This window comes from Streptomyces sp. CA-135486, assembly GCF_050936555.1.
Lineage (GTDB): Bacteria > Actinomycetota > Actinomycetes > Streptomycetales > Streptomycetaceae > Streptomyces.
In genome coordinates this window covers 3,539,474-3,559,022 of record NZ_JBNJMM010000002.1, presented here as the reverse complement: position 1 = coordinate 3,559,022, position 19,549 = coordinate 3,539,474, and the positions used below count along the sequence as shown (strand labels likewise).

Genomic DNA, 19,549 nt, shown 5'->3' with positions numbered 1-19,549 from the left:
TTGCGATCATATTGCGGGGCAATGCTCCTATCATTGCGTCCAACTGCTCCGGCATCCCCGGGTCAGCCATGGGGCGCAGCCCGGTCGGGGCCACGAGCGAGGCCGGGCCGCGTGCCCCGTCGCATGCGCCGCTCACCCGCGGCACGAACGAATTCGCCGCTCACCAGCGGCACGGACGAGGAGTGGACACTGTGGGACGGGTCGTCGTCATCAGCACCGGCGGGACGATAGCCAGCCGCTGGCAAGGTTCGGGATTCGCCGCCGACGCACACGGCCAGGAGATCATGGCGACCGCCGCCGTGCCCGAAGGCGTCACCATCGAGGTCGTCGATCTGTTCAGCGTGAACAGCCCGCGTCTCACCACCGCTCACCAGCTCACCCTGCTCCGCACAGTGCACGAGGTGCTCGCCGACCCCGGCGTGGACGGCATTGTCGTCACCCACGGCACCGACACCATGGAGGAGTCGGCGTTCCTGGTCGACCTCCACCACGACGACCCGCGACCGGTCGTCTTCACCGGCGCCCAGCGTACGCTCGACGCGGCCGACGGAGACGGACCGGGCAACCTCCACGACGCGCTGCTGACCGCCACGACGACGCGTGGTCTCGGCGTACTGATCGCCTTCGACGGCAAGGTGCACTCCGCCCGCGGCACCGTCAAGACCCAGACAATCGCCGCCGACGCCTTCGGCGATCCGTCCGGCCCCCGCATCGGCAACGTCGGCTTCGGCCGGATCTCCGTACTGCGCCACCCCCAGCGCCCGGCCGCGCTGGCCCTGCCCGCCATCCCGGACGACCTGCCCCGCGTCGACATGGTGATGCACCACTGCGACGCCGACCCGCTGCTGCTGAACGCGGCCGTGAACGCGGGGGCCCAAGGGATCGTCCTGGTCGCCACCGGCGCAGGCAACGCCACCCCCGAGATCGTCGAGGCCGTCGCCGCCGCCACGGCGCGCGGCGTGCTCGTCGCCCTGACGACCCGTGTCCACGCCGGACCGGTCGCCGAGATCTACACCCACGGCGGCGGGGTCGACCTCGTGGCCGCGGGCGCCGTGCCGACCGGCACCCTGCGGGCCGGCCAGGCCCGGATCGCCGTGCTCACCGCGCTGCTCGCCGCCACCGACCCGCAGGAGCGGAACCGGGTCCTGCGCCACGTGCTCGGCGAGGCGGTCTCAGCCGACGCCGACCCGTCGGCGGAACTCGTCCCCGCATAGACCGGGGCCGCTGGCTCCCCTTCCCCCCGGATCCAGCGGCCCCCACCACCTCAGGCCGGCTCATCCCGCCACTCGCCGTACACACCCGACAGGAGAGTCCGCACCTCCATGGCCACGCACGACCACCCACACGCCGAGGTCCGCGCCGAGCACGATCTGCTCGGTGACCGGGACGTCCCCGCCGACGCCTACTACGGCATCCACACGCTGCGGGCGGTGGAGAACTTCCCCATCACCGGCACCCCCATCTCGGCCTACCCGGACCTCGTCACCGCCCTCGCCTGTGTCAAGCAGGCAGCGGCCCTCGCCAACCGGGATCTCGGCCTGCTGGGCGGCCGCAAGGCGGACGCGATCGTGAGCGCCTGCGAGGAGATCCGCGCCGGGAGGTTCCACGGCGAGTTCGTGGTCGACGTGATCCAGGGCGGCGCGGGCACCTCGACGAACATGAACGCCAATGAGGTCGTCGCCAACCGCGCCCTGGAGCTGCTCGGTCACCACAAGGGCGAGTACGCACACCTGCACCCGCTGGAGGACGTCAACGCGGGACAGAGCACCAACGACGTCTACCCGACCGCCGTCAAGATCGCCCTCGACTTCACCGCCCAGCGCCTGCTGGACGCCATGGAGGTGCTCCGCTCCGCCTTCGCCGCGAAGGCGGAGGAGTTCGCGGACGTCCTGAAGATGGGCCGCACCCAGCTGCAGGACGCGGTGCCCATGACCCTGGGCCAGGAGTTCGCCACGTACGCCGTGATGCTGGAGGAGGACCACAAACGCCTCACCGAGGCATGTGAGTTGATCCGCGAGATCAATCTCGGCGGCACCGCCATCGGCACCGGACTCAACGCTCATCACGAGTACGCGGCGCGGGCCGCCCGGCATCTGCGCACCATCACGGGACTTCCGCTGACGACCGCCCACGATCTCGTCGAGGCCACTCAGGACGCCGGCGCGTTCGTCCAGCTGTCGGGAGTGCTGAAGCGGATCGCCGTCAAGCTCTCCAAGACCTGCAACGATCTGCGGCTGCTCTCCTGCGGACCGCGCGCCGGCTTCGCCGAGATCAACCTGCCGCCGGTGCAGGCCGGTTCCAGCATCATGCCCGGCAAGGTGAACCCTGTCGTGCCCGAGGTGGTCAACCAGATCGCGTTCGAGGTCATCGGCAACGACATGGCCGTGACCATGGCCGCCGAGGCGGGCCAGCTCCAGCTCAACGCCTTCGAACCGGTCATCGCCCACAGCCTGCTGAAGAGTCTGACGCACCTGCGGGCCGGCTGTCTGACCCTGGCCGAGCGCTGTGTCACCGGCATCACCGCCAACCGGGAGCACCTTGCTCACCTGGTCGCCCATTCCATCGGCCTGGCGACGGCGCTGAACCCGCACATCGGCTACGAGCAGGCCACCGCCGTGGCCCAGGAAGCCCTGCAGACCGGCCGCAGCGTCCATGAACTCGTCCTCGACAAGGGGCTGCTGACCCAGGCCGAGCTTCGGCTCATCCTGCTGCCGAGCAATCTCGTCCGTCCGCACGTCCCCGCCGCCGCGGCGAGTGCGCTCGGCGGTTGATCCGAGATCGATCGGGGGACTGATTCGCGCGGCCGTGGGGAGGTTCGCGGGCCGGTTGAGGGACCGCGTCGGCCATGTCGGGGAGTTCCTGGACGCCCTGCGCCGCGTCGCCGACGGCGGCACCGTCGCACTCAGACGTACTCCGACGCGGCGTCCAGCAGCCAGTCCGCCAGATACTCGGCGAAGGACGAACGGACCAGCACCCAGAACCCCGCCCTGAGTTCGTCCCGTGCCACCAGCACGACCTGGGCGCGGGCCAGGGTGGTCTGGGCGCAGCGCCCGGGCCCGAAGGCACGCGGGTGCAGGTCCAGCGCACAGCCGTGGGCCAACAGGTCGCGGGCGCGCGGGCCCGCGACGAGCAGGGTGGTGCGTTGGGCGGAGACGTCCGTGACCGCTGCCGGTTCGTCGCCGGCAGCCGCCCGGATCTCATTCTCCAGATCCGCACTGCTGCCGGGCGGGCCGACGACGAGCCGTTCGTCGGGGCCGAGCCAGAGGGCGTAGCGGTCACCGGCGTGTACCACGCTGTCGGGTTCGAGGGGCAGTTGGAGACCCAGAGCGAGCCCGACGGCGTCGGCAGCCGGACCCTTGGGGTCGAGCCGGACGTTGACCTGGGCGAGGAAAGGCAGTTCGGCCAGGCGCAGGGCGCCGCCCGAGGCGCGGGTGGCGGCGGCGAAACGGCCGGCGACGTGCCCCAGGGGGCTTCGGCGGGTTGCGGTGTCAGCCATCGCGGCGGGCTCCCTCGGAGTCGTAGAGGACGGGGCTTGCGACGGTCACCGGGACCAGACGGTCGCCCACAGGGGCATACAGCCGCTCGCCGATGCGGTCCCGGCCGCCCTTGATCAGGGCGAGTGCGAAGGTCCGGCCGAGAGCCGCGCTGTGGTAGCTGGAGGTGACATGGCCGAGCATCGGCACCGGCGGCGCGGGGAGCACGCTGTCGGCGACCAGATGGGTGCCCTCGGGGAGGAAGGATTCCGGGTCTTCCGGGAGCAGGCCGACGAGGTGCTTGCGGTCGGGGCGTGTGGTGTCGGCACGTGCGTAGGAGCGCTTGCCGACGAAATCGGGCTTCTTCTTGGACACCACCCAGCTCATACCGAGGTCCTGCGGGGTGACCGTGCCGTCGGAGTCCTGACCGATGATCGGATAGCCCTTCTCGGCGCGCAGGACGTGCATGGTCTCGGTGCCGTACGGGGTGATGCCGTACGGGCTCCCTGCCGCGTACAGCGCCTCCCACAGGGCGCGGGCGTCCCACGGCGACACATTGATCTCGTAGGCCAGTTCACCGGAGAAGCTGATACGGCAGACCCGGGCCGAAATCTCCGCGACGGTCGTGTCGCGCCACGCCATGAAGGGGAAGTCGTCGTTCGCGACGGCCAGTTCGGGGGCGAGGCCGGCCAGCAGCTCGCGGGAGCGGGGGCCGACAAGGGCGACGGTGGCCCACTGCTCGGTGACGGAGGTGCAGTGGACGCGCAGCTCGGGCCACTCGGTCTGCAGCCACTCCTCCATCCAGTCCAGGACGGTGGCCGCGTTGCCGGTGGTAGTGGTGACGAGGAAACGGTCCTGGGCGAGGCGGATGACGGTGCCGTCGTCGAAGATCATGCCGTCGAGGCGGCACATGACGCCGTAGCGGATCATGCCGACCTTGAGGGTGCTCATCATGTTGGTGTAGAGCCGGTCGAGGAAGACGGCGGCGTCCGGCCCCTGCACGTCGATCTTGCCGAGGGTGGAGGCGTCCATGAAGGCGACGCCCTCGCGGGCGGCACGGCACTCACGGAGCACGGCGGCCAACATGTCCTCGCCGTCCTGAGGGTAGTACCAGGGCCGCTTCCACTGACCGACGTTCTCGAAGAGTGCGCCGTGGTCGACGTGCCAGTCGTGCAGGGCGGTCACGCGGACGGGATCGTGCAGCGCGCCCCGGTCGCGGCCCGCGAGGGTGGCGAAGGAGACAGGCGTGTAGGGAGGGCGGAACGTCGTCGTGCCGAGGGCTGAGATGTCCACGCCCAGGAGGTGGGCGACGGTGCCGCTGGCGAGGACGCCGGAGGTCTTGCCCTGGTCGTTGGCGGTGCCGGCGGTGGTGTAGCGCTTGGTGTGCTCGACCGAGCGCATACCGGCGCTGGTCGCGCGGGCGAGATCGTCGACGGTGACATCACGCTGGAGGTCGACGAAGCGGGGCGCGCCGGGTGCGCCGGGGACCAGGAAGACGTGCATCGGCGGGGACTGCGGTTCGTCGGCGGCGACCGGGAGCCTGGGCGCGTCGGCCACATAGCCCTCGGCCTCGATCGCGCGGGCACCGGCTGCGGCGCCCCCGGCGAGGACGCCGGCCAAATCGAAGACACCGGCTGCGGAGCCGGCGGCCTCGACCGCCTGTCCGCAGGCGTCGGGGACGAATGTGCCCAGCGTGTCGTCGTGGCGGAGCTTTCCGCCCGCCTGGCTGAACAGATGCGCGACGGGGTTCCAGCCGCCGGAGACCAGCAGCAGGTCGACGGCGAACTCACGGCGCCCCGCCGATTCTCCGTACGGTGCGACGGTGACCGCCGAAAGCCGCTGCTCGCCCTCGGTCGCGACCACGGCGTGCCCGGCCAGCACCTCGATTCCGGCGTCCTGGGCGCGGCGCGCCCACTCCCCCGGTTCGGGGCGGGTGTCGACGACGGCCGTGATGTCCACGCCTGCCGCCGCCAGGTCGAGCGCGGCCGCGTAGGCGCTGTCGTTGGTGGTGAAGATGACGGCGCGACGGCCGGGCAGGACGCCGTAGCGGTTGGCGTACGTACGGGCCGAGGCCGCCAGCATCACGCCGGGGCGGTCGTTGTCGGCGAAGGCCAGCGAGCGCTCATGGGCTCCGGTGGCCAGGACGACACGGCGGGCACGGATCCTCCAGACCCGCTCGCGGGAGACGTGCTCGGGGGCATCCCCGCCGAGGTGGTTGGTGCGCCGCTCGACGGCGAGGACGTGGTTGTCGTCGTAGTAGCCGAAGACGGTGGTGCGGCGGAGGATGCGGGTTTCCGGTGCGGCTTCGAGCAGCACCTCGCTCTCGGCCGCCCAGTCCAGGAGTTGGCCACTGCCGAGGAGGCTGCCGCCCAGCTCGGGCTGGTCGTCGGCGAGGATGACCCGCGCCCCGTTGCGGGCGGCGGCGGACGCGGCCGCGAGTCCGGCCGGTCCCGCGCCGACGACGAGCAGGTCGCAGTGGGCGTGGACGGCGTCGTAGCGGGCGGGGTCGGGCTCGGTTGCGAGCCGTCCCTGACCGGGGAGGCTGCTCGCGACGAGCCCGTCGTACAGCTCCACGGCCGTCGCGGGCAGCATCGGCTCGGGGAACGGCTCCTCGATCTGGACGACCGCGTTGGGCTCCTCGACTCCGGCGGAGAAGATGCCGCGCGGGCGGCCGAGCTTGATGCTGGTGCCGGCCTGGACGATCCCGTTGGCGAGGAGGGCGGAGGCGAGGGTGTCGCCGCGGAAGCCTTCGTATGTCGTGCCGTCGAAGGTGAACGTGAGGGGTTCGGTACGGGCTACGCGACCGCCCGTGGTGAGGCGGAAGGGCTGAGTGCCGGTGCCGACGGCGGGGGCGGGGGTTGACTCCCCCACCCCGCCCTTTCCCGTAACCAGGGGCTCCGCCCCTGGACCCCTCCCCCTACGCCCTGGCGGGCGTGGGGGGACCCCCACCTCAAACGCCGGAGGGGCTGGATTGTGCGGGGCGGCCTGTCCACCGACCCTACCGGCTGAAGGGGAGGCCGCCGGGTCCGGCTTCGGCTCGCCCGCCCGGTACACCGCCAGGATCTCGTTCGTCGCCGTATTGCGCACAGCGTTGAACCAGCGACGGCATCCCGCCGCGTGGCTCCAGCGCTCCGCGAACGGGCCCTTCGGGTTGTCGCGGAAGAAGAGGTAGCGCGCCCACTCCTGGTCGGTCAGGGCGGCGGGGTCTTCGGGATAGGGCACGTGTGCCTGACCGCCGTAGTGGAATTCGGACTCGTCACGGGGCCCGCACCAGGGGCATGGGATGAGCAGCATCGATTCAAGCTCCTCAGTGGGCCACCGCGGCCGCGCCGTGCTCGTCGACGAGCGCGCCGGTGGTGAATCGGTCGAGCGAGAAGGGGGCGTTGAGCGGGTGGGGGGAGTCGTGGGCGATGGTGTGGGCGTAGACCGAGCCGACGCCCGGGGTGGCCTTGAAACCGCCGGTCCCCCAGCCGCAGTTGAGGTAGAGGTTGTCGACCGGGGTGAGACCGATGATCGGCGAGGCGTCTGGGCTGACGTCGACGATGCCGCCCCAGGTACGCAGCACATGGGCACGGGCGAAGACCGGGAAGAGTTCCAGGGCGGCGGACATCTGGTGCTCGATGATGTGGAAGGCGCCGCGCTGTGTGTAGGCGTTGTACGCGTCGATGCCCGCGCCCATCACCAGTTCGCCTTTGTGCGCCTGGCTGACGTACACATGCACCGCGTTGGACATCACCACCGTGGGGTGCACCGGCTCGAGGAGCTCGGAGACCAGCGCCTGCAGCGGGTGGCTCTGCAGCGGCACCTCGAAGCCCGCCATGGCGGCCAGCACCGAGGAGTGACCGGCCGAGCAGAGCGCCACCTTGCCCGCGGCGATGGGGCCGAGCGTGGTCTGTACGCCGACGACCCGACCGCCGGCGATGTCGATGCCGGTGACTTCGCAGTTCTGGATGATGTCGACGCCGGCGGCGTCGGCGGAACGCGCCAGCCCCCAGGCGACGTGATCGTGCTTGGCGATACCGGCCCGCGGCTGGTAGGTGCCGCCCATCACCGGATACCGCACATCGGGCGAGATGTTGACGATGGGGCAGACGTCCTTGACCTGCTGCGGGTCCAGCCATTCGGCGTCGACGCCGTTGAGCCGGTTGGCCTCGACGCGGCGCACGCTGTCGCGGACATCCTGCAGGCTGTGGGCGAGGTTCAGCACGCCGCGCTGGGAGAAGAGGATCGGGTAGTCGAGTTCGTCCGCCAGCCCTTCCCACAGTTTGAGGGCGTGCTCGTAGATTCCGGCGCTCTCGTCCCACAGATAGTTGGAGCGGATGATCGTGGTGTTGCGGGCCATGTTGCCGCCCGCGAGCCAGCCCTTCTCCAGCACGGCCACATTGGTGATGCCGTGGTTCTTGGCCAGGTAGTGGGCGGTCGCGAGACCGTGTCCGCCGCCGCCCACGATCACCACGTCGTACGAACGCTTCGGCTCGGGCGCGCGCCACAGCCAGTCGGGGTGCTCGGGGAGGTCGGCACCCGGGGTGCGGGGGCTCATCGGGCGTCTCCTGACAGGTGCGGGTACAGCGGGTGCTTGGCGGCCAGCGCCTGCGTACGGGCGCGGAGCGCCCTCACATCCGGCGCGGGCTGGAGCGCGAGCGCGATCACATCGGCGACCTCCGCGAAGTCCTCTTCGGTGAAGCCGCGGGTGGCCAGCGCCGGGGTGCCGATGCGTAGCCCTGACGTGACCATGGGTGGGCGGGGGTCGAAGGGGACGGCGTTGCGGTTGACGGTGATGCCGATGTCGTGGAGCAGGTCTTCCGCCTGCTTGCCGTCCAGTGCGGACTCCCTGAGGTCGACCAGGACCAGATGGACGTCGGTGCCGCCGGTCAGCACGCTGACTCCGGCCGCGGCCGCGTCGGGCCGGGTGAGCCGTTCGGCGAGGATGCGGGCGCCGGCCAGCGTGCGGGTCTGCCGCTCGGCGAACTCCGGCGACGCGGCGACCTTGAACGACACTGCCTTCGCGGCGATGACATGCTCCAGCGGACCACCCTGCATACCGGGGAACACCGCCGAGTTGATCTTCGTGGCGAGATCGGCCTCATTGGTGAGGATGACACCGCCGCGCGGGCCGCCGAGCGTCTTGTGGGTGGTCGTGGTGGTGACATGGGCGTGCGGTACCGGATTGGGGTGCAGCCCGGCGGCCACGAGGCCCGCGAAGTGGGCCATGTCGACCATCAGATACGCGCCCACCTCGTCGGCGATCCGCCGGAAGGCCTCGAAGTCCAGCTGCCGGGGATACGCCGACCAGCCCGCGATGATCATCTTGGGGCTGTGCTCCTTGGCGAGCCGCTCCACCTCGTCCATGTCGACCAGGGTGTCGGTCTCGTCGACGTGGTAGGGCACGACGTTGAGCATCTTGCCGCTGTAGTTGAGGCGCATGCCGTGGGTGAGGTGCCCGCCGTGCGCGAGGTCGAGGCCGAGGACGGTGTCACCGGGCTTCAGCAGGGCGAAGAAGACGGCGGTGTTCGCCTGGGCACCCGAGTGCGGCTGCACATTGGCGAATCCGGCGCCGAAGAGGGACTTGATCCGCTCGATGGCAAGCCGCTCGGTCACATCGACGTGTTCACAGCCGCCGTAGTAGCGACGGCCCGGGTAGCCCTCGGCGTACTTGTTCGTCAGGACCGAGCCCTGGGCCTCCATGACCGCCGAGGGAGCGAAGTTCTCCGACGCGATCATTTCCAGGGTGGACTGCTGGCGGTCCAGCTCCGCGCACACGGCGGCGTGGACCTCGGGGTCCAGCTCGGCGAGCGGCGCGTTCAGCGTGTTCATGCGGCGTTCCTCTCGGCGGCCTCAACGACATTGGCGAGCAGCATCGCCCGGGTCATGGGTCCTACGCCGCCGGGCATGGGCGCGACCCATCCGGCGACTCGGGCGGCATCGGGGTACACATCGCCGATCAGCCCTTCGTCGGTGCGGGTGATGCCGACATCGAGGACGACGGCACCGGGCCGAAGCATCTCGGCGGTGATCAGTCCGGGCGATCCGGCGGCCGCGATGACGATGTCCGCCTCGCGTACATGCCAGGCGAGCCCCTTGGTCCCGGTGTGGCACAGGGTCACGGTGGCGTTCTCGGACTTACGGGTGAGCAGCAGCCCGATCGGCCGCCCGACCGTGATGCCCCGCCCGATGACGCACACCCGCGCTCCGGCGAGGGGGACGTCATGGCGGCGCAGCAGTTCCACGATGCCGCGCGGGGTGCAGGGCAGCGGAGCCTCGACGCCGAGCGCGAGGCGGCCGAGGCTGACGGGGTGCAGACCGTCGGCGTCCTTGGCCGGGTCCATGCGCTCCAGTACCGCGTTGGCGTCGAGGCCCCGCGGCAGCGGCAGTTGGACGATGTAGCCGGTGCAGGCGGGGTCGGCGTTGAGCTCGTCGATGACGGCCTCCACCTGCTCCTGCGTGGCGTCGGCGGGCAGTTCGCGCCGGATGGAGGCGATGCCGGCCTGTTCGCAGTCGCGGTGCTTACCGGCGACGTATGCGTGGCTGCCGGGATCGTCGCCGACCAGTACGGTGCCGAGGCCCGGGGTGATCCCCAGTGTCGCCAGCTTGGCGACGCGCTCGGCGAGTTCGGTGCGGATCGCGGCGGCGGTCCGCTTGCCGTCCAGGATGCGTGCGTTCACATCGCTCCCCTTCTTGGGCGGTGCGGGCTCAGCCGCGCAGGCGGGACATGGACGGGTCGAACAGCGGCTCGTCGGCGACGACCGCTTCGACGCGCTGGTCGAAGTAGCCGATCTGCACGGCGGTGCCGGTCGTGGCGAGCTCGGCGGGCAGCCACGCGTAGGCGATGCCCTTGCCGATCGTGTAGCCGTACGCGGCGCTGGTGACGTAGCCGACGGGGCGGTCACCGTCGTACACCGGCTCCTTGCCCATGACCACGGCCTGCGGATCGTCGATGGTCAGACAGGTCAGGCGGCGCCGCACAGCGGCCTTGCGCCGTTCGAGGGCGGCCTTGCCGATGAAGTCGTCCTTGTCGAGCTTGACGGCGAAGCCGACGCCCGCCTCGTAGGGGTCGTGCTCATAGGTCATGTCGGTGCCGAAGGAGCGGTAACCCTTCTCCAGACGCAGGCTGTTGAAGGCGCCGCGGCCGGCGGCGATGCCGCCGAGGGGCTGGGCGGCCTGCCACAGGGTGTCCCACAGTTTCTGGCCCATGTCGGCGGTGGTGTACAGCTCCCAGCCGCGTTCTCCGACGTACGACAGGCGCATCGCGGTGACGGGGACGGAGCCGATGTGGGCGCGCTTGGCGCGGAAGTACTTCAGACCGTCGTTGGAGAAGTCCGCGTCGGCGAGCGGCTGGAGGACCTCGCGGGCCAGCGGGCCCCACAGGCCGATGCAGCAGGTGCCGGGGGTGATGTCGCGTACCTGGACCGACCCGTCCGCCGGCAGGTGCCGGCCGAACCAGTCGAGGTCCAGGTTGCCGTTGGCGCCGACCTGGAAGTGGTCGCGGCCGAGTCGGGCGACGGTGATGTCGCTGCGGATGCGGCCGCCCTCGTCGAGGAGCAGCGTGTACGTCACCGAGCCGATCGACTTGTCGACGTTGCCGGTGGCAAGACGCTGGAGGAAGGCGGCGGCGCCGCGGCCGGTGACTTCGAGGCGCTTGAGTGCCGTCATGTCGTACATCGCGACGGTCTCGCGCGTGGTCTGGGCCTCGGCGCCGACGATGGGCGACCAGTAGCGCGCCGCCCAGTCGTTCGGGGTGGGGATCGAACGGCCCTCGACGAGCGGGGCGTTGGCCTCGTACCACTGGGGCCGCTCCCAGCCGGTGGCCTCCAGGAAGAGGGCGCCGAGTTCCTGCTGGCGGGCGTAGAAGGGGCTGGTGCGCAGGGGTCGGGGCGCGCCGGCCGGCTGAAGGGGGTGGAGGATGTCGTAGACCTCGACGAAGTTCTGGCAGTCGCGGGCCAGGACGTACTCGGGCGAGAGCTGGTGCGGCTCGAAGCGGTTGACGTCGCACTCGTGCAGATCGAAGGTCGAACAGTGACCGTCCACGAGCCATTCGGCCACCCCGCGGGCCACGCCTGCGGAGTGGGTGACCCACACGGCCTCGGCGACCCAGAAGCCCTTGACGTCCGGTGACTCGCCCAGCAGCGGCAGGCCGTCGGTGGTGAAGGAGAAGAGGCCGTTGATGCCTTCTTCGATCTTGGCGTCGCGCGTCGCGGGCAGCAGCGCCTGAGTCTCGGCCCAGGCGTCGGCGAAGTCGTCCTCGGTGAACTTCAGGACGGAGGGCATCTGCTCGGCCTCGTCCACCGAAGCGATGTCCGCCGGGTCGACGGGCATGGGCCGGTGCCCGTAGTAGCCGATGCCGATGCGGTCGAAGCGGTCGCGGTAGTACAGGTCCGCGTCCTGGTGGCGCAGGATCGGCCGGACGGCCTCCTCGGCCTGGCCCTCCAGCGCGGGGACGGGGCCGGTCCAGGCGAGCTGGTGGGCGAGCGGCGTGAGCGGCAGGTTCATGCCCACCATGCGGGCGATCTTCGGGCCCCAGATGCCCGCACAGCACACGACGATGTCGGCGGGGATCTCTTGCTGGTCGGTGACGACCGCGCTGACCCTGCCCTCGCTCTGTACGACGTCGAGGACCTCGTGGCGGGCGAGGAAGCGCACGCCGCGCTCGGTGGCCCGCCGGATCTGCGCCTCGACGGCGAGCACCGCCTTGGCCAGGCCGTCGGTGGGGACCAGCAGGCCGCCGAGGACGCGCTCACGGTCCACCAGGGGGTGCAGTTCGATGCACTCCTCGGGGCTCAGCAGCCGGGACTCGATGCCCCAGGCGGTGACCCAGCCGTGGCGGCGGTGCAGCTCGGTGAGGCGCTCGGGGGTGGTGGCCACCTCGAGTCCCCCGACCTGCAGGAAGCAGGGCTCTCCGTCGACGTCGAGGCTGCAGAACTTCTCGACGGTGTAGCGGGCGAGCTCGGTCATGGTCTTCGAGGAGTTCGTCTGGAAGACCAGCCCCGGTGCGTGGGACGACGACCCGCCGGTGGCGGGAAGGGGGCCCTGGTCAACGACCGTGATGTCGCTCCAGCCTGCGGAGGCCAGTTCGTCCGCGAGCGCCGCTCCCACGACGCCCGCTCCGATGATGACCACTCGGGGTCCCGCCATCGCCGCACCTCCGCCTTTAAGCAGTCCAGTTGCTGTCAGCGCAACATGCTTCAGGTTGCGCAACTCACGATGCCGGTCGCCGAGGTGGGTGTCAAGGGGCCTTCACCCCTGTAACCGGGGCAAAAAACAGCCGTGCCCGGCGGGCTGTCACGGCAGCCCGCCGGGCACGGCTGTACGTCCCGGTCCCTCTTACGGATCAGCTCTTCTTGATCCAGGCATCGACCTTGTCGCGGTTGGCGTCCACCCACTTCTTGGCCGCCGCCTCCGGCGTCATCTTGTCCTCGGCGATGTACTTCGCCACCAGGTTCTGGTCCTCATTGGTCCAGCTGAAGTTCTTCACGAGGTCGTAGGCAGGGCTGCCCGATCCGGCGAACTTCCTGCTGACGATCTTGTCCAGCTGGTACTCGGGATAGTCGCAGGCGACCTTCTCCGCATCGGAATCACAGCCGGCCGCATACTTCGGAAGATTCACCTTGACCAGGTCGACCTCCGACAGGAACCACTGCGGCGCGTAGAAGTACCCGATCACCCAGGTCTTCTTCGCCTCCGCCTGCCGGAACGCCTGGATGAGCGCCGCCTCGCTGCCGCCGTAGACAACCTTGTAGTTCAGCTTGAGATTCTTCACCAGCGCGGCGTCGTTCGTGACGAACGACGGGTCGCCGTCGAGGAACTGGCCCTTGGCGCCCGACTCCGACGTCTTGAAGTTGGCGGCGTACTTGTTGAGGTTCTTCCAGTCGGTGATGTCCGGGTGCTCCTTGGCCAGCCACGGCGGCACGAACCAGCCGATGACACCCTTGTTGCCGGTCGTACCCGCCTGCACGGCGGTCCGCTGGTCGGAGATGTACTTCTTCTTCAGGTCGTCATGGCCCCAGTTCTCCACCACGGCGTCCACCTCGCCGGTGCCGAAGCCCTGCCAGGCGACCTCTTCCTTGAGGTCCTTCTTGGTCACCTGACACTTGAGATCCTTCTCGGCGACATACGCGATGACCGCCGCGTTGGCCTCGTACCCGACCCAGGGGTTGATCGCGAGATTGAACGTGCCGCATTTGCCGGAGGCGCCGCCCGCCTTGTCCGATCCCGCCTCTCCGACCTTGGCGCCGCCGCAGCCGGTGAGCGCGGCCAGGCCCAGCGCCAGTCCGGCCGCCACGGCCCGCCGTCTCGCGGGCCGCGACTGGGTGATGAAGTTCCCTGACATGTGCTGCCTCCTGTGCTTTGTGCTCTGGCCGCTGGGTTGTGGCCGGCTCAGCGTGCGCCGGGTCGCGTCGTGCGCCGTGCCGCTGCCTGGGTTATCCGGTCGAACATGACCCCGAGCAGGACGATGGCGAGTCCTGCCGCGAGGCCCTTGCCGTACAACTGGCCCTGGGAGAAACCGGCTACGACGTCGTAGCCCAGGGCACCCGCACCGACCAGACCGCCCACGACCACCATGGACAGGACGTAGATCAGTCCCTGGTTGGTCGCGAGTGTCAGAGCGCTGCGTGACATGGGGAGCTGCACCTTGGTGATGATCTGCCAGGTGCTGGAGCCGGCTGCCGTGGCTGCCTCCACCGTGGTCTGGGGCACCGCTCGCACACCGTCCGCGATGATCTTGATCGTCACGGGGGCCGCGAAGACCACCGCGGCGATGATCGCCGTGAAGCGCGTGGCGCCGAACAGCGCCAGGAACGGCACCAGATAGACGAACGAGGGCATGGTCTGGCCCGCGTCGAGGCTGGGTCTGATCAGCCGGTCTGCCAGCGGGCTGCGGCCCATCCAGACGCCGACCACGACGCCGAACAGCAGCACGATCAGCGTGGCCACCGCCGTGGAGGCCAGCGTCGTCATGCTGTCCGACCACACGCCGGTCGCGACGAGCAGGGCAACGCAGGCCCCCGCAGTGAAACCCGCGCGCCATCCGCCGAGCACGGCGCCGACGGCGACGAGAACCGCGCCGACCAGCCACCACGGGGAGTCGGTGAGCAGCGCCTCGAAGGGGTTGAGCAGCACTGTGGAGATCAGGTCCCTGATTCCGTTGGTCAGCCCGCCGAAGGTGTCCTGCGTCCAGAGGGTGACCGAGTCGGCCGTACGCGCGATCGCGCTGCCGACTCCGGCCTCGCCGGGGAACTCGGCGGCCCACACAAAGGTGTGGGAGAGCCACACGCACACCGCGGCCGCCGCGCCGCCGGCCATCAGCAGGGGCCGGCGCCACTCGGTGAACCGGCCGGCGCCGCGCTTGCGGGCGGCCTCCACCCGATCGCCTGCCGCGGTCGTCACCCGGTCCAGCACGATGGCCATGACGACTATGGCAAGGCCGGCGTTGAAGGCGACGCCGACGTCGAGCGTCTGAAGCGCCTTGACGACGGTCTTGCCCAGGCCGGGCGCGTCGATCAGGGCGGCGATGGTGACCATGGACAGCGCGGCCATGATCGTCTGGTTCACGCCCATCACGACGGTCCGCTTGGACATGGGCAGCAGCACCTTGGTGAGCGTCTGCCGCCGGGTGGATCCCAGCGACTCGGCAGCCTCGACCGTGGTGGCGGGCACCCCCCGGATGGCGTGCGCGGTGATGCGGATGGCGGGAGGCGCCGCGTAGATGAGCGTGGCGATCGTGGCCGATGCCGGGCCGATGAGGAAGAACAGCGTCAGCGGGGCCAGATAGACGAAGGTCGGCATCGTCTGCATGAAGTCCAGGAAGGGCGTGATGGCGCGGTTCACCCGGTCGGAGAGTCCGGCCCAGATGCCGAGCGGGATCCCGACGAGCAGGGAGACGAAGACCGCCGACAGGGTCAGGGCCAGGGTGTCCATGCTCTCCTGCCACAGTCCCTGCAGCCCGAAGAAAGTGAACCCGGCCACGGCCAGCGCCGCGACGCGGATGTTCCCGAAGGCCCAGGACACATAGCCCGCGAGGGCGACAACACCCAGCCAGCCGATGACGGGGACCGGACGGTCGCCCTGCGGCTGGGAGATCAGCGACTGGACGAAGGTCACGAGATTGTCGATGACCAGCCGGATCTCATTGAAGAAGTAGAGAAAGAGCGGGTTGCTGTTGCGGTTCGCCCCGATGGTGTCGTTGACCGAGTTGAACCAGCGGTGCAGATCGGTCAGGTCGGCGGCCGCCAGCGTCAGCGTCTGCCGCCCGCGCAGTACGGCGAACAGCACCAGCCAGGCAATCAGGATCGCGGCCACCACCCCGCGCCGGCTCACTCGGCGTACGGCCGCTACCGGGGCGGCGGCCGTGTCGGCGGCGACAGCCATCACGCACCGCCTTCCTGTCCGGCGACGACCGCGAGGATCTCCTCGTCGCCCACGATCCCCAGCAGCCGCCCGTCCTCGACGACCTTGACCGGCTTGTCCGCCGCGAGCACCGCCCGCGTCGCCTCGCGCACCACGACGTCCGGCCCCAACTCGGGGCCGTCGAGGGCGTCGTCGGGCTCGGGAGCCCGCATGATCCAGCGCAGGGTCAGGACTTCGGCGCGGGGCACGTCCTTGACGAACTCGCGGACGTAGTCGTCGGCGGGCGCGCCGACCAGTTCGTCACCCGTGCCGCACTGAACCATTTTGCCGTCGCGCATGATGAGGATGCGGTCGCCGAGCTTGAGTGCCTCGGACAGGTCATGGGTGATGAACACCATGGTCTTGCCGACCTCGTGGTGCAGGCGGATGACCTCGTTCTGCATGTCGCGGCGGATCAGCGGGTCGAGCGCGGAGAACGGCTCGTCGAAGAAGAGCACGTCCGGATCGCCGGCGAGCGCCCGCGCGAGACCGACGCGCTGCTGCATGCCGCCGGAGAGCTGGTCGGGATAGGAGTTCTCGTATCCGGCGAGGCCCACCAGTTCGACGACCTCCAGGGCCCGCTTGACGCGCTCGGCCTTGGCCATGCCGCGGATCTCCAGGCCGTACGAGACGTTGTCGACGACCCTGCGGTGGGGCAGCAGTCCGAAGTGCTGGAAGACCATGGAGAACTTGCGGCGCCGCAGCTCGCGCAGCCGCCTGGCGTCCGCGCCGCGGATGTCCTCGCCCTCGAAGTTGACTTCGCCCGCGGTGGGTTCGATCAGCCGGGTGAGACATCGCACCAGCGTGGACTTGCCGGAGCCGGACAGGCCCATGACGACGAAGACCTCGCCGGGGGACACCTCGAAGTTCACATCCCGTACGGCGGCGGTGCATCCCGTGCGGTCCATGAGCTCGCGGCGCGTAAGCCCGCACAGCTCCTCGGAACCCGGCACCTGGTCGGCCTTCGGCCCGAACACCTTCCACAGCCCGCGCACGGAGATGACCGGTGTTCGGTCCTGGTCCTTGGACATGCCGCGCCGCTGCGGCAGTTCAGTCTGCGTTGGGGTCACGATCGACCTCTCTTCGGCGTTCAGCCGCGGAACCAGTGCTGCGGCCGGGGTTGGATGTTCTGCCAGATGTGCTTGGGCTCGCGGTATTCGTCCAGGCCTGCCGGGCCCAGTTCCCGGCCCACGCCCGAGTGCCCGAAGCCACCCCACTCCGCCTGTGGCACATAGGGGTGGTAGTCGTTGATCCACACGGTGCCGTGGCGCAGCCGCCCGGCCACCCGCTGGGCCTTGCCGGCGTCCTGCGTCCATACGGCTCCGGCGAGTCCGTACTCGGTGTCGTTGGCGATGCGTACCGCCTCGTCCTCGTCGCTGAAGCGCTCGACGGTCAGTACGGGGCCGAAGGACTCCTCGTGCACCACGCGCATGCCCTGGTGGCACTCGTCGAGCACGGTCGGCGGGTAGTAGAAGCCGCCTCCGAGCGCGGGGTCCTCGGGGCGGCTGCCGCCGCAGCGCAGTACGGCGCCCTCGGCGAGGCCCGCCGCGACATATGCCTCGACCTTCTCCCGGTGCTGTGCGGAGACCAGCGGTCCCGTATCGGCCTCGGGGTCGAAGGGTCCGCCCAGCCGGATTCGCCCGGCACGGCGCACCACCTCGTCGACGAAGGCGTCGTGCAGCGAGTCCTCGACGATCAGACGGGCGCCGGCCGAGCAGACCTGCCCGGAGTGCAGGAAGACGGCGGTGAGAGCGAAGTCCACCGCGGCCTCGAAATCGGCGTCGGCGAAGACGACGTTGGGGTTCTTGCCACCCAGTTCGAGGGCGACCTTCTTCACGGTCGCGGCGGCCGTGGCCATGATCCTTCGGCCGGTGTCCAGGCCCCCGGTGAAGGAGATCATGTCGACGGCGGGGTCTTCGGACAGCGGTGCGCCCACCTCGGGACCGGTACCCAGCACGAGGTTGGCGGCGCCGGCCGGCAGACCGGCCTCCTCGAGTGCCCGCATCAGCAGGATCGATGTGGAGGGGGTGAGCTCGCTCGGCTTCAGAACGATCGTGTTGCCGGCCACAAGTGCGGGGGCGACCTTCCACGAAGCCTGGAGCAGCGGGTAGTTCCACGGGGTGATCAACCCGCACACGCCGACCGGCTCGTAGGTGACTCGGCTGACGGCGTCGTCGCGCCCGGTGTCGATGACCCGGCCGGCACTGGTGCCCGCGATCCCGCCGTAGTAGCGGAAGCAGGAGACGACATCGGCGATGTCGTACTCGCTCTCCACCAGCCGCTTGCCGGTGTCCAGCGATTCGGCGCGGGCGAACTCCTTGGCGTCGCGCTCGATCAGATCGGCGGTCCGCAGCAGCAGTGCGCCGCGCTCCCGCTCGGGGGTTCGCGGCCAGGTGCCTTGGTCGAAAGCCCGGCGGGCCGCGGCGATGGCGGCCTCACTGTCCGCCCGCGTCCCCTCGGACACGACCGCCGAAAGCGTCCCATCTGCGGGGCAACAGATCTCCCGGTGGCCACCGGCCACCGGATCGCACCATTCTCCGTCCAGATACAGGTCTGCCACGAGCGGAGCCCTTCGACCGAAGTTCGTTGCGCATCATGCACCGCATTGCTTGTGGTGGAACACATTGGCCCGAACGTGTGACCTACGTCAAGAGGGCGAGACGCGCGGATTCCACCCCGGGTGTCAGTTGTCCCGACTCTCTTGACCACGGACCCCGAGGGACCGACCATGTTGCGTATCACTCACCGTGTTGTGCAATACGCACCAACGGAGGCCGCGAATGTCCCCTCGACCGCAACCTGGCCGTGAATACGTCCTCACGCTCTCGTGCCCGGACCAGGCCGGACTGGTTCACGCCGTGAGCGGCTATCTGGTCAGGAACTCCGGCAACATCCTGGAGAGCCAGCAGTTCGATGATCGACTTCAGGGCCGTTTCTTCATGAGGGTCCACTTCGATGTGTCCGACCCGGACACCGACGTGAAAAATCTGCGTGACCGCTTCGGCCCCGTCGCCGAGGCCTACCGGATCTCGTGGACCCTGCGGGACGCCTCGACCCCGACCCGTACGCTGATCATGGTGTCCAAGTTCGGCCACTGCCTGAACGACCTGCTCTTCCGGCTGCGCACCGGCGCCCTCAATATCGAAGTACCGGCCATCGTCTCCAACCACGAGGAGTTCGAGGAGCTGGCCGGGACCTACGGCATTCCCTTCCACCACATCCCGGTGACCAAGGCCACCAAGGCCGACGCCGAGGCACGCCTGCTGGAGCTGGTGCGCGACCTGGACATCGATCTGGTGGTGCTCGCCCGCTATATGCAGATCCTCTCCGACGACCTGTGCAAGCAGCTCGAGGGCCGGGCCATCAACATCCACCACTCCTTCCTGCCCAGTTTCAAGGGCGCGCGCCCGTACGGACAGGCGTACGACCGCGGCGTGAAGCTCGTCGGCGCCACGGCGCACTATGTGACGCCGGACCTGGACGAGGGGCAGATCATCGAGCAGGACGTGGTCCGAGTGGATCACTCGCTCGACCCGGACGAGCTGGTCACGGTCGGGCGGGACGTGGAGGCGCAGGTGCTGGCGCATGCGGTGAAGTGGCACAGCGAGAGCCGCGTGATGGTGGACGGGAACCGTACGGTGGTCTTCCGCTGAGCGGTACGCAATCGGGGGCGGGTCTGTCCCCCTACCCGCCCC

Annotated in this window: 13 protein-coding genes; 3 read left to right on the top strand and 10 right to left on the bottom strand. The window is 69.8% G+C overall.

What is annotated here, in order from left to right:
* Positions 1–191 precede the first annotated feature (191 nt).
* The gene (locus ACQEVG_RS35650) at positions 192–1,214 is read left to right on the top strand and encodes an asparaginase (protein ID WP_432993132.1); all 1,023 of its coding nucleotides are present in this window, start codon (positions 192–194) and stop codon (positions 1,212–1,214) included.
* A 108-nt stretch (positions 1,215–1,322) separates the two neighbouring features.
* Entirely contained in the window at positions 1,323–2,771 is a 1,449-nt protein-coding gene (gene aspA, locus ACQEVG_RS35645; RefSeq protein WP_432991683.1) for an aspartate ammonia-lyase, read from the top strand.
* Between the two features lie 131 nt (positions 2,772–2,902).
* Here aspA and ACQEVG_RS35640 read toward each other — a convergent pair whose 3' ends face one another.
* The 10 genes from ACQEVG_RS35640 to ACQEVG_RS35595 all read right to left on the bottom strand — a co-directional run bounded on the left by ACQEVG_RS35640 (position 2,903) and on the right by ACQEVG_RS35595 (position 18,414).
* On the bottom strand, positions 2,903–3,496 hold the full coding sequence (locus ACQEVG_RS35640; protein ID WP_432991681.1) for a sarcosine oxidase subunit gamma: 594 nt from the start codon (positions 3,494–3,496) through the stop codon (positions 2,903–2,905).
* Positions 3,489–6,767, bottom strand: coding sequence for a sarcosine oxidase subunit delta family protein (locus ACQEVG_RS35635; protein ID WP_432991679.1), 3,279 nt, complete (start codon positions 6,765–6,767; stop codon positions 3,489–3,491). The genes ACQEVG_RS35640 and ACQEVG_RS35635 overlap by 8 nt, the downstream gene beginning before the upstream one ends.
* A gap of 13 nt (positions 6,768–6,780) precedes the next feature.
* On the bottom strand, positions 6,781–8,013 hold the full coding sequence (locus ACQEVG_RS35630; RefSeq protein ID WP_432991677.1) for a sarcosine oxidase subunit beta family protein: 1,233 nt from the start codon (positions 8,011–8,013) through the stop codon (positions 6,781–6,783).
* Entirely contained in the window at positions 8,010–9,287 is a 1,278-nt protein-coding gene (glyA, locus tag ACQEVG_RS35625) for a serine hydroxymethyltransferase (RefSeq protein ID WP_432991675.1), read from the bottom strand. The genes ACQEVG_RS35630 and glyA overlap by 4 nt, the downstream gene beginning before the upstream one ends.
* Entirely contained in the window at positions 9,284–10,135 is an 852-nt protein-coding gene (locus tag ACQEVG_RS35620) for a bifunctional methylenetetrahydrofolate dehydrogenase/methenyltetrahydrofolate cyclohydrolase (protein ID WP_432991673.1), read from the bottom strand. The genes glyA and ACQEVG_RS35620 overlap by 4 nt, the downstream gene beginning before the upstream one ends.
* A gap of 28 nt (positions 10,136–10,163) precedes the next feature.
* Positions 10,164–12,602 (bottom strand): GcvT family protein, encoded by a 2,439-nt coding sequence (locus ACQEVG_RS35615; protein WP_432991671.1) that lies wholly within the window; start codon positions 12,600–12,602, stop codon positions 10,164–10,166.
* Between the two features lie 196 nt (positions 12,603–12,798).
* Positions 12,799–13,797: an ABC transporter substrate-binding protein gene (locus ACQEVG_RS35610; protein ID WP_432991669.1), complete on the bottom strand. Its 999-nt coding sequence runs from the start codon at positions 13,795–13,797 to the stop codon at positions 12,799–12,801.
* Positions 13,798–13,844: 47 nt separating this feature from the next.
* A complete protein-coding gene (locus tag ACQEVG_RS35605) occupies positions 13,845–15,836 on the bottom strand; it encodes an ABC transporter permease (RefSeq protein WP_432991667.1) in 1,992 nt (663 codons plus the stop codon).
* Complete coding sequence (locus ACQEVG_RS35600) at positions 15,836–16,924, bottom strand: quaternary amine ABC transporter ATP-binding protein (protein ID WP_432991665.1); 1,089 nt, start codon at positions 16,922–16,924, stop codon at positions 15,836–15,838. The genes ACQEVG_RS35605 and ACQEVG_RS35600 overlap by 1 nt, the downstream gene beginning before the upstream one ends.
* Positions 16,925–16,944: 20 nt before the next feature.
* Positions 16,945–18,414 (bottom strand): aldehyde dehydrogenase family protein, encoded by a 1,470-nt coding sequence (locus tag ACQEVG_RS35595; protein ID WP_432991663.1) that lies wholly within the window; start codon positions 18,412–18,414, stop codon positions 16,945–16,947.
* Between the two features lie 220 nt (positions 18,415–18,634).
* On the opposite strand from ACQEVG_RS35595, the gene purU reads away from it, so the two are divergent.
* Positions 18,635–19,507 carry a formyltetrahydrofolate deformylase gene (gene purU, locus ACQEVG_RS35590; RefSeq protein ID WP_432991661.1) on the top strand — a complete coding sequence of 291 codons (873 nt, stop codon included), beginning with the start codon at positions 18,635–18,637 and terminating at the stop codon, positions 19,505–19,507.
* Positions 19,508–19,549 lie beyond the last annotated feature (42 nt).

Coding starts and splice junctions, on each gene's coding strand:
- purU (WP_432991661.1), top strand. CDS start 18,635: ATGTCCCCTCGACCGCAACCTGGCCGTGAATACGTCCTCACGCTCTCG.
- ACQEVG_RS35605 (WP_432991667.1), bottom strand. CDS start 15,836: ATGGCTGTCGCCGCCGACACGGCCGCCGCCCCGGTAGCGGCCGTACGC.
- ACQEVG_RS35615 (WP_432991671.1), bottom strand. CDS start 12,602: ATGGCGGGACCCCGAGTGGTCATCATCGGAGCGGGCGTCGTGGGAGCG.
- ACQEVG_RS35630 (WP_432991677.1), bottom strand. CDS start 8,013: ATGAGCCCCCGCACCCCGGGTGCCGACCTCCCCGAGCACCCCGACTGG.
- ACQEVG_RS35635 (WP_432991679.1), bottom strand. CDS start 6,767: ATGCTGCTCATCCCATGCCCCTGGTGCGGGCCCCGTGACGAGTCCGAA.
- glyA (WP_432991675.1), bottom strand. CDS start 9,287: ATGAACACGCTGAACGCGCCGCTCGCCGAGCTGGACCCCGAGGTCCAC.
- ACQEVG_RS35640 (WP_432991681.1), bottom strand. CDS start 3,496: ATGGCTGACACCGCAACCCGCCGAAGCCCCCTGGGGCACGTCGCCGGC.
- aspA (WP_432991683.1), top strand. CDS start 1,323: ATGGCCACGCACGACCACCCACACGCCGAGGTCCGCGCCGAGCACGAT.
- ACQEVG_RS35610 (WP_432991669.1), bottom strand. CDS start 13,797: ATGTCAGGGAACTTCATCACCCAGTCGCGGCCCGCGAGACGGCGGGCC.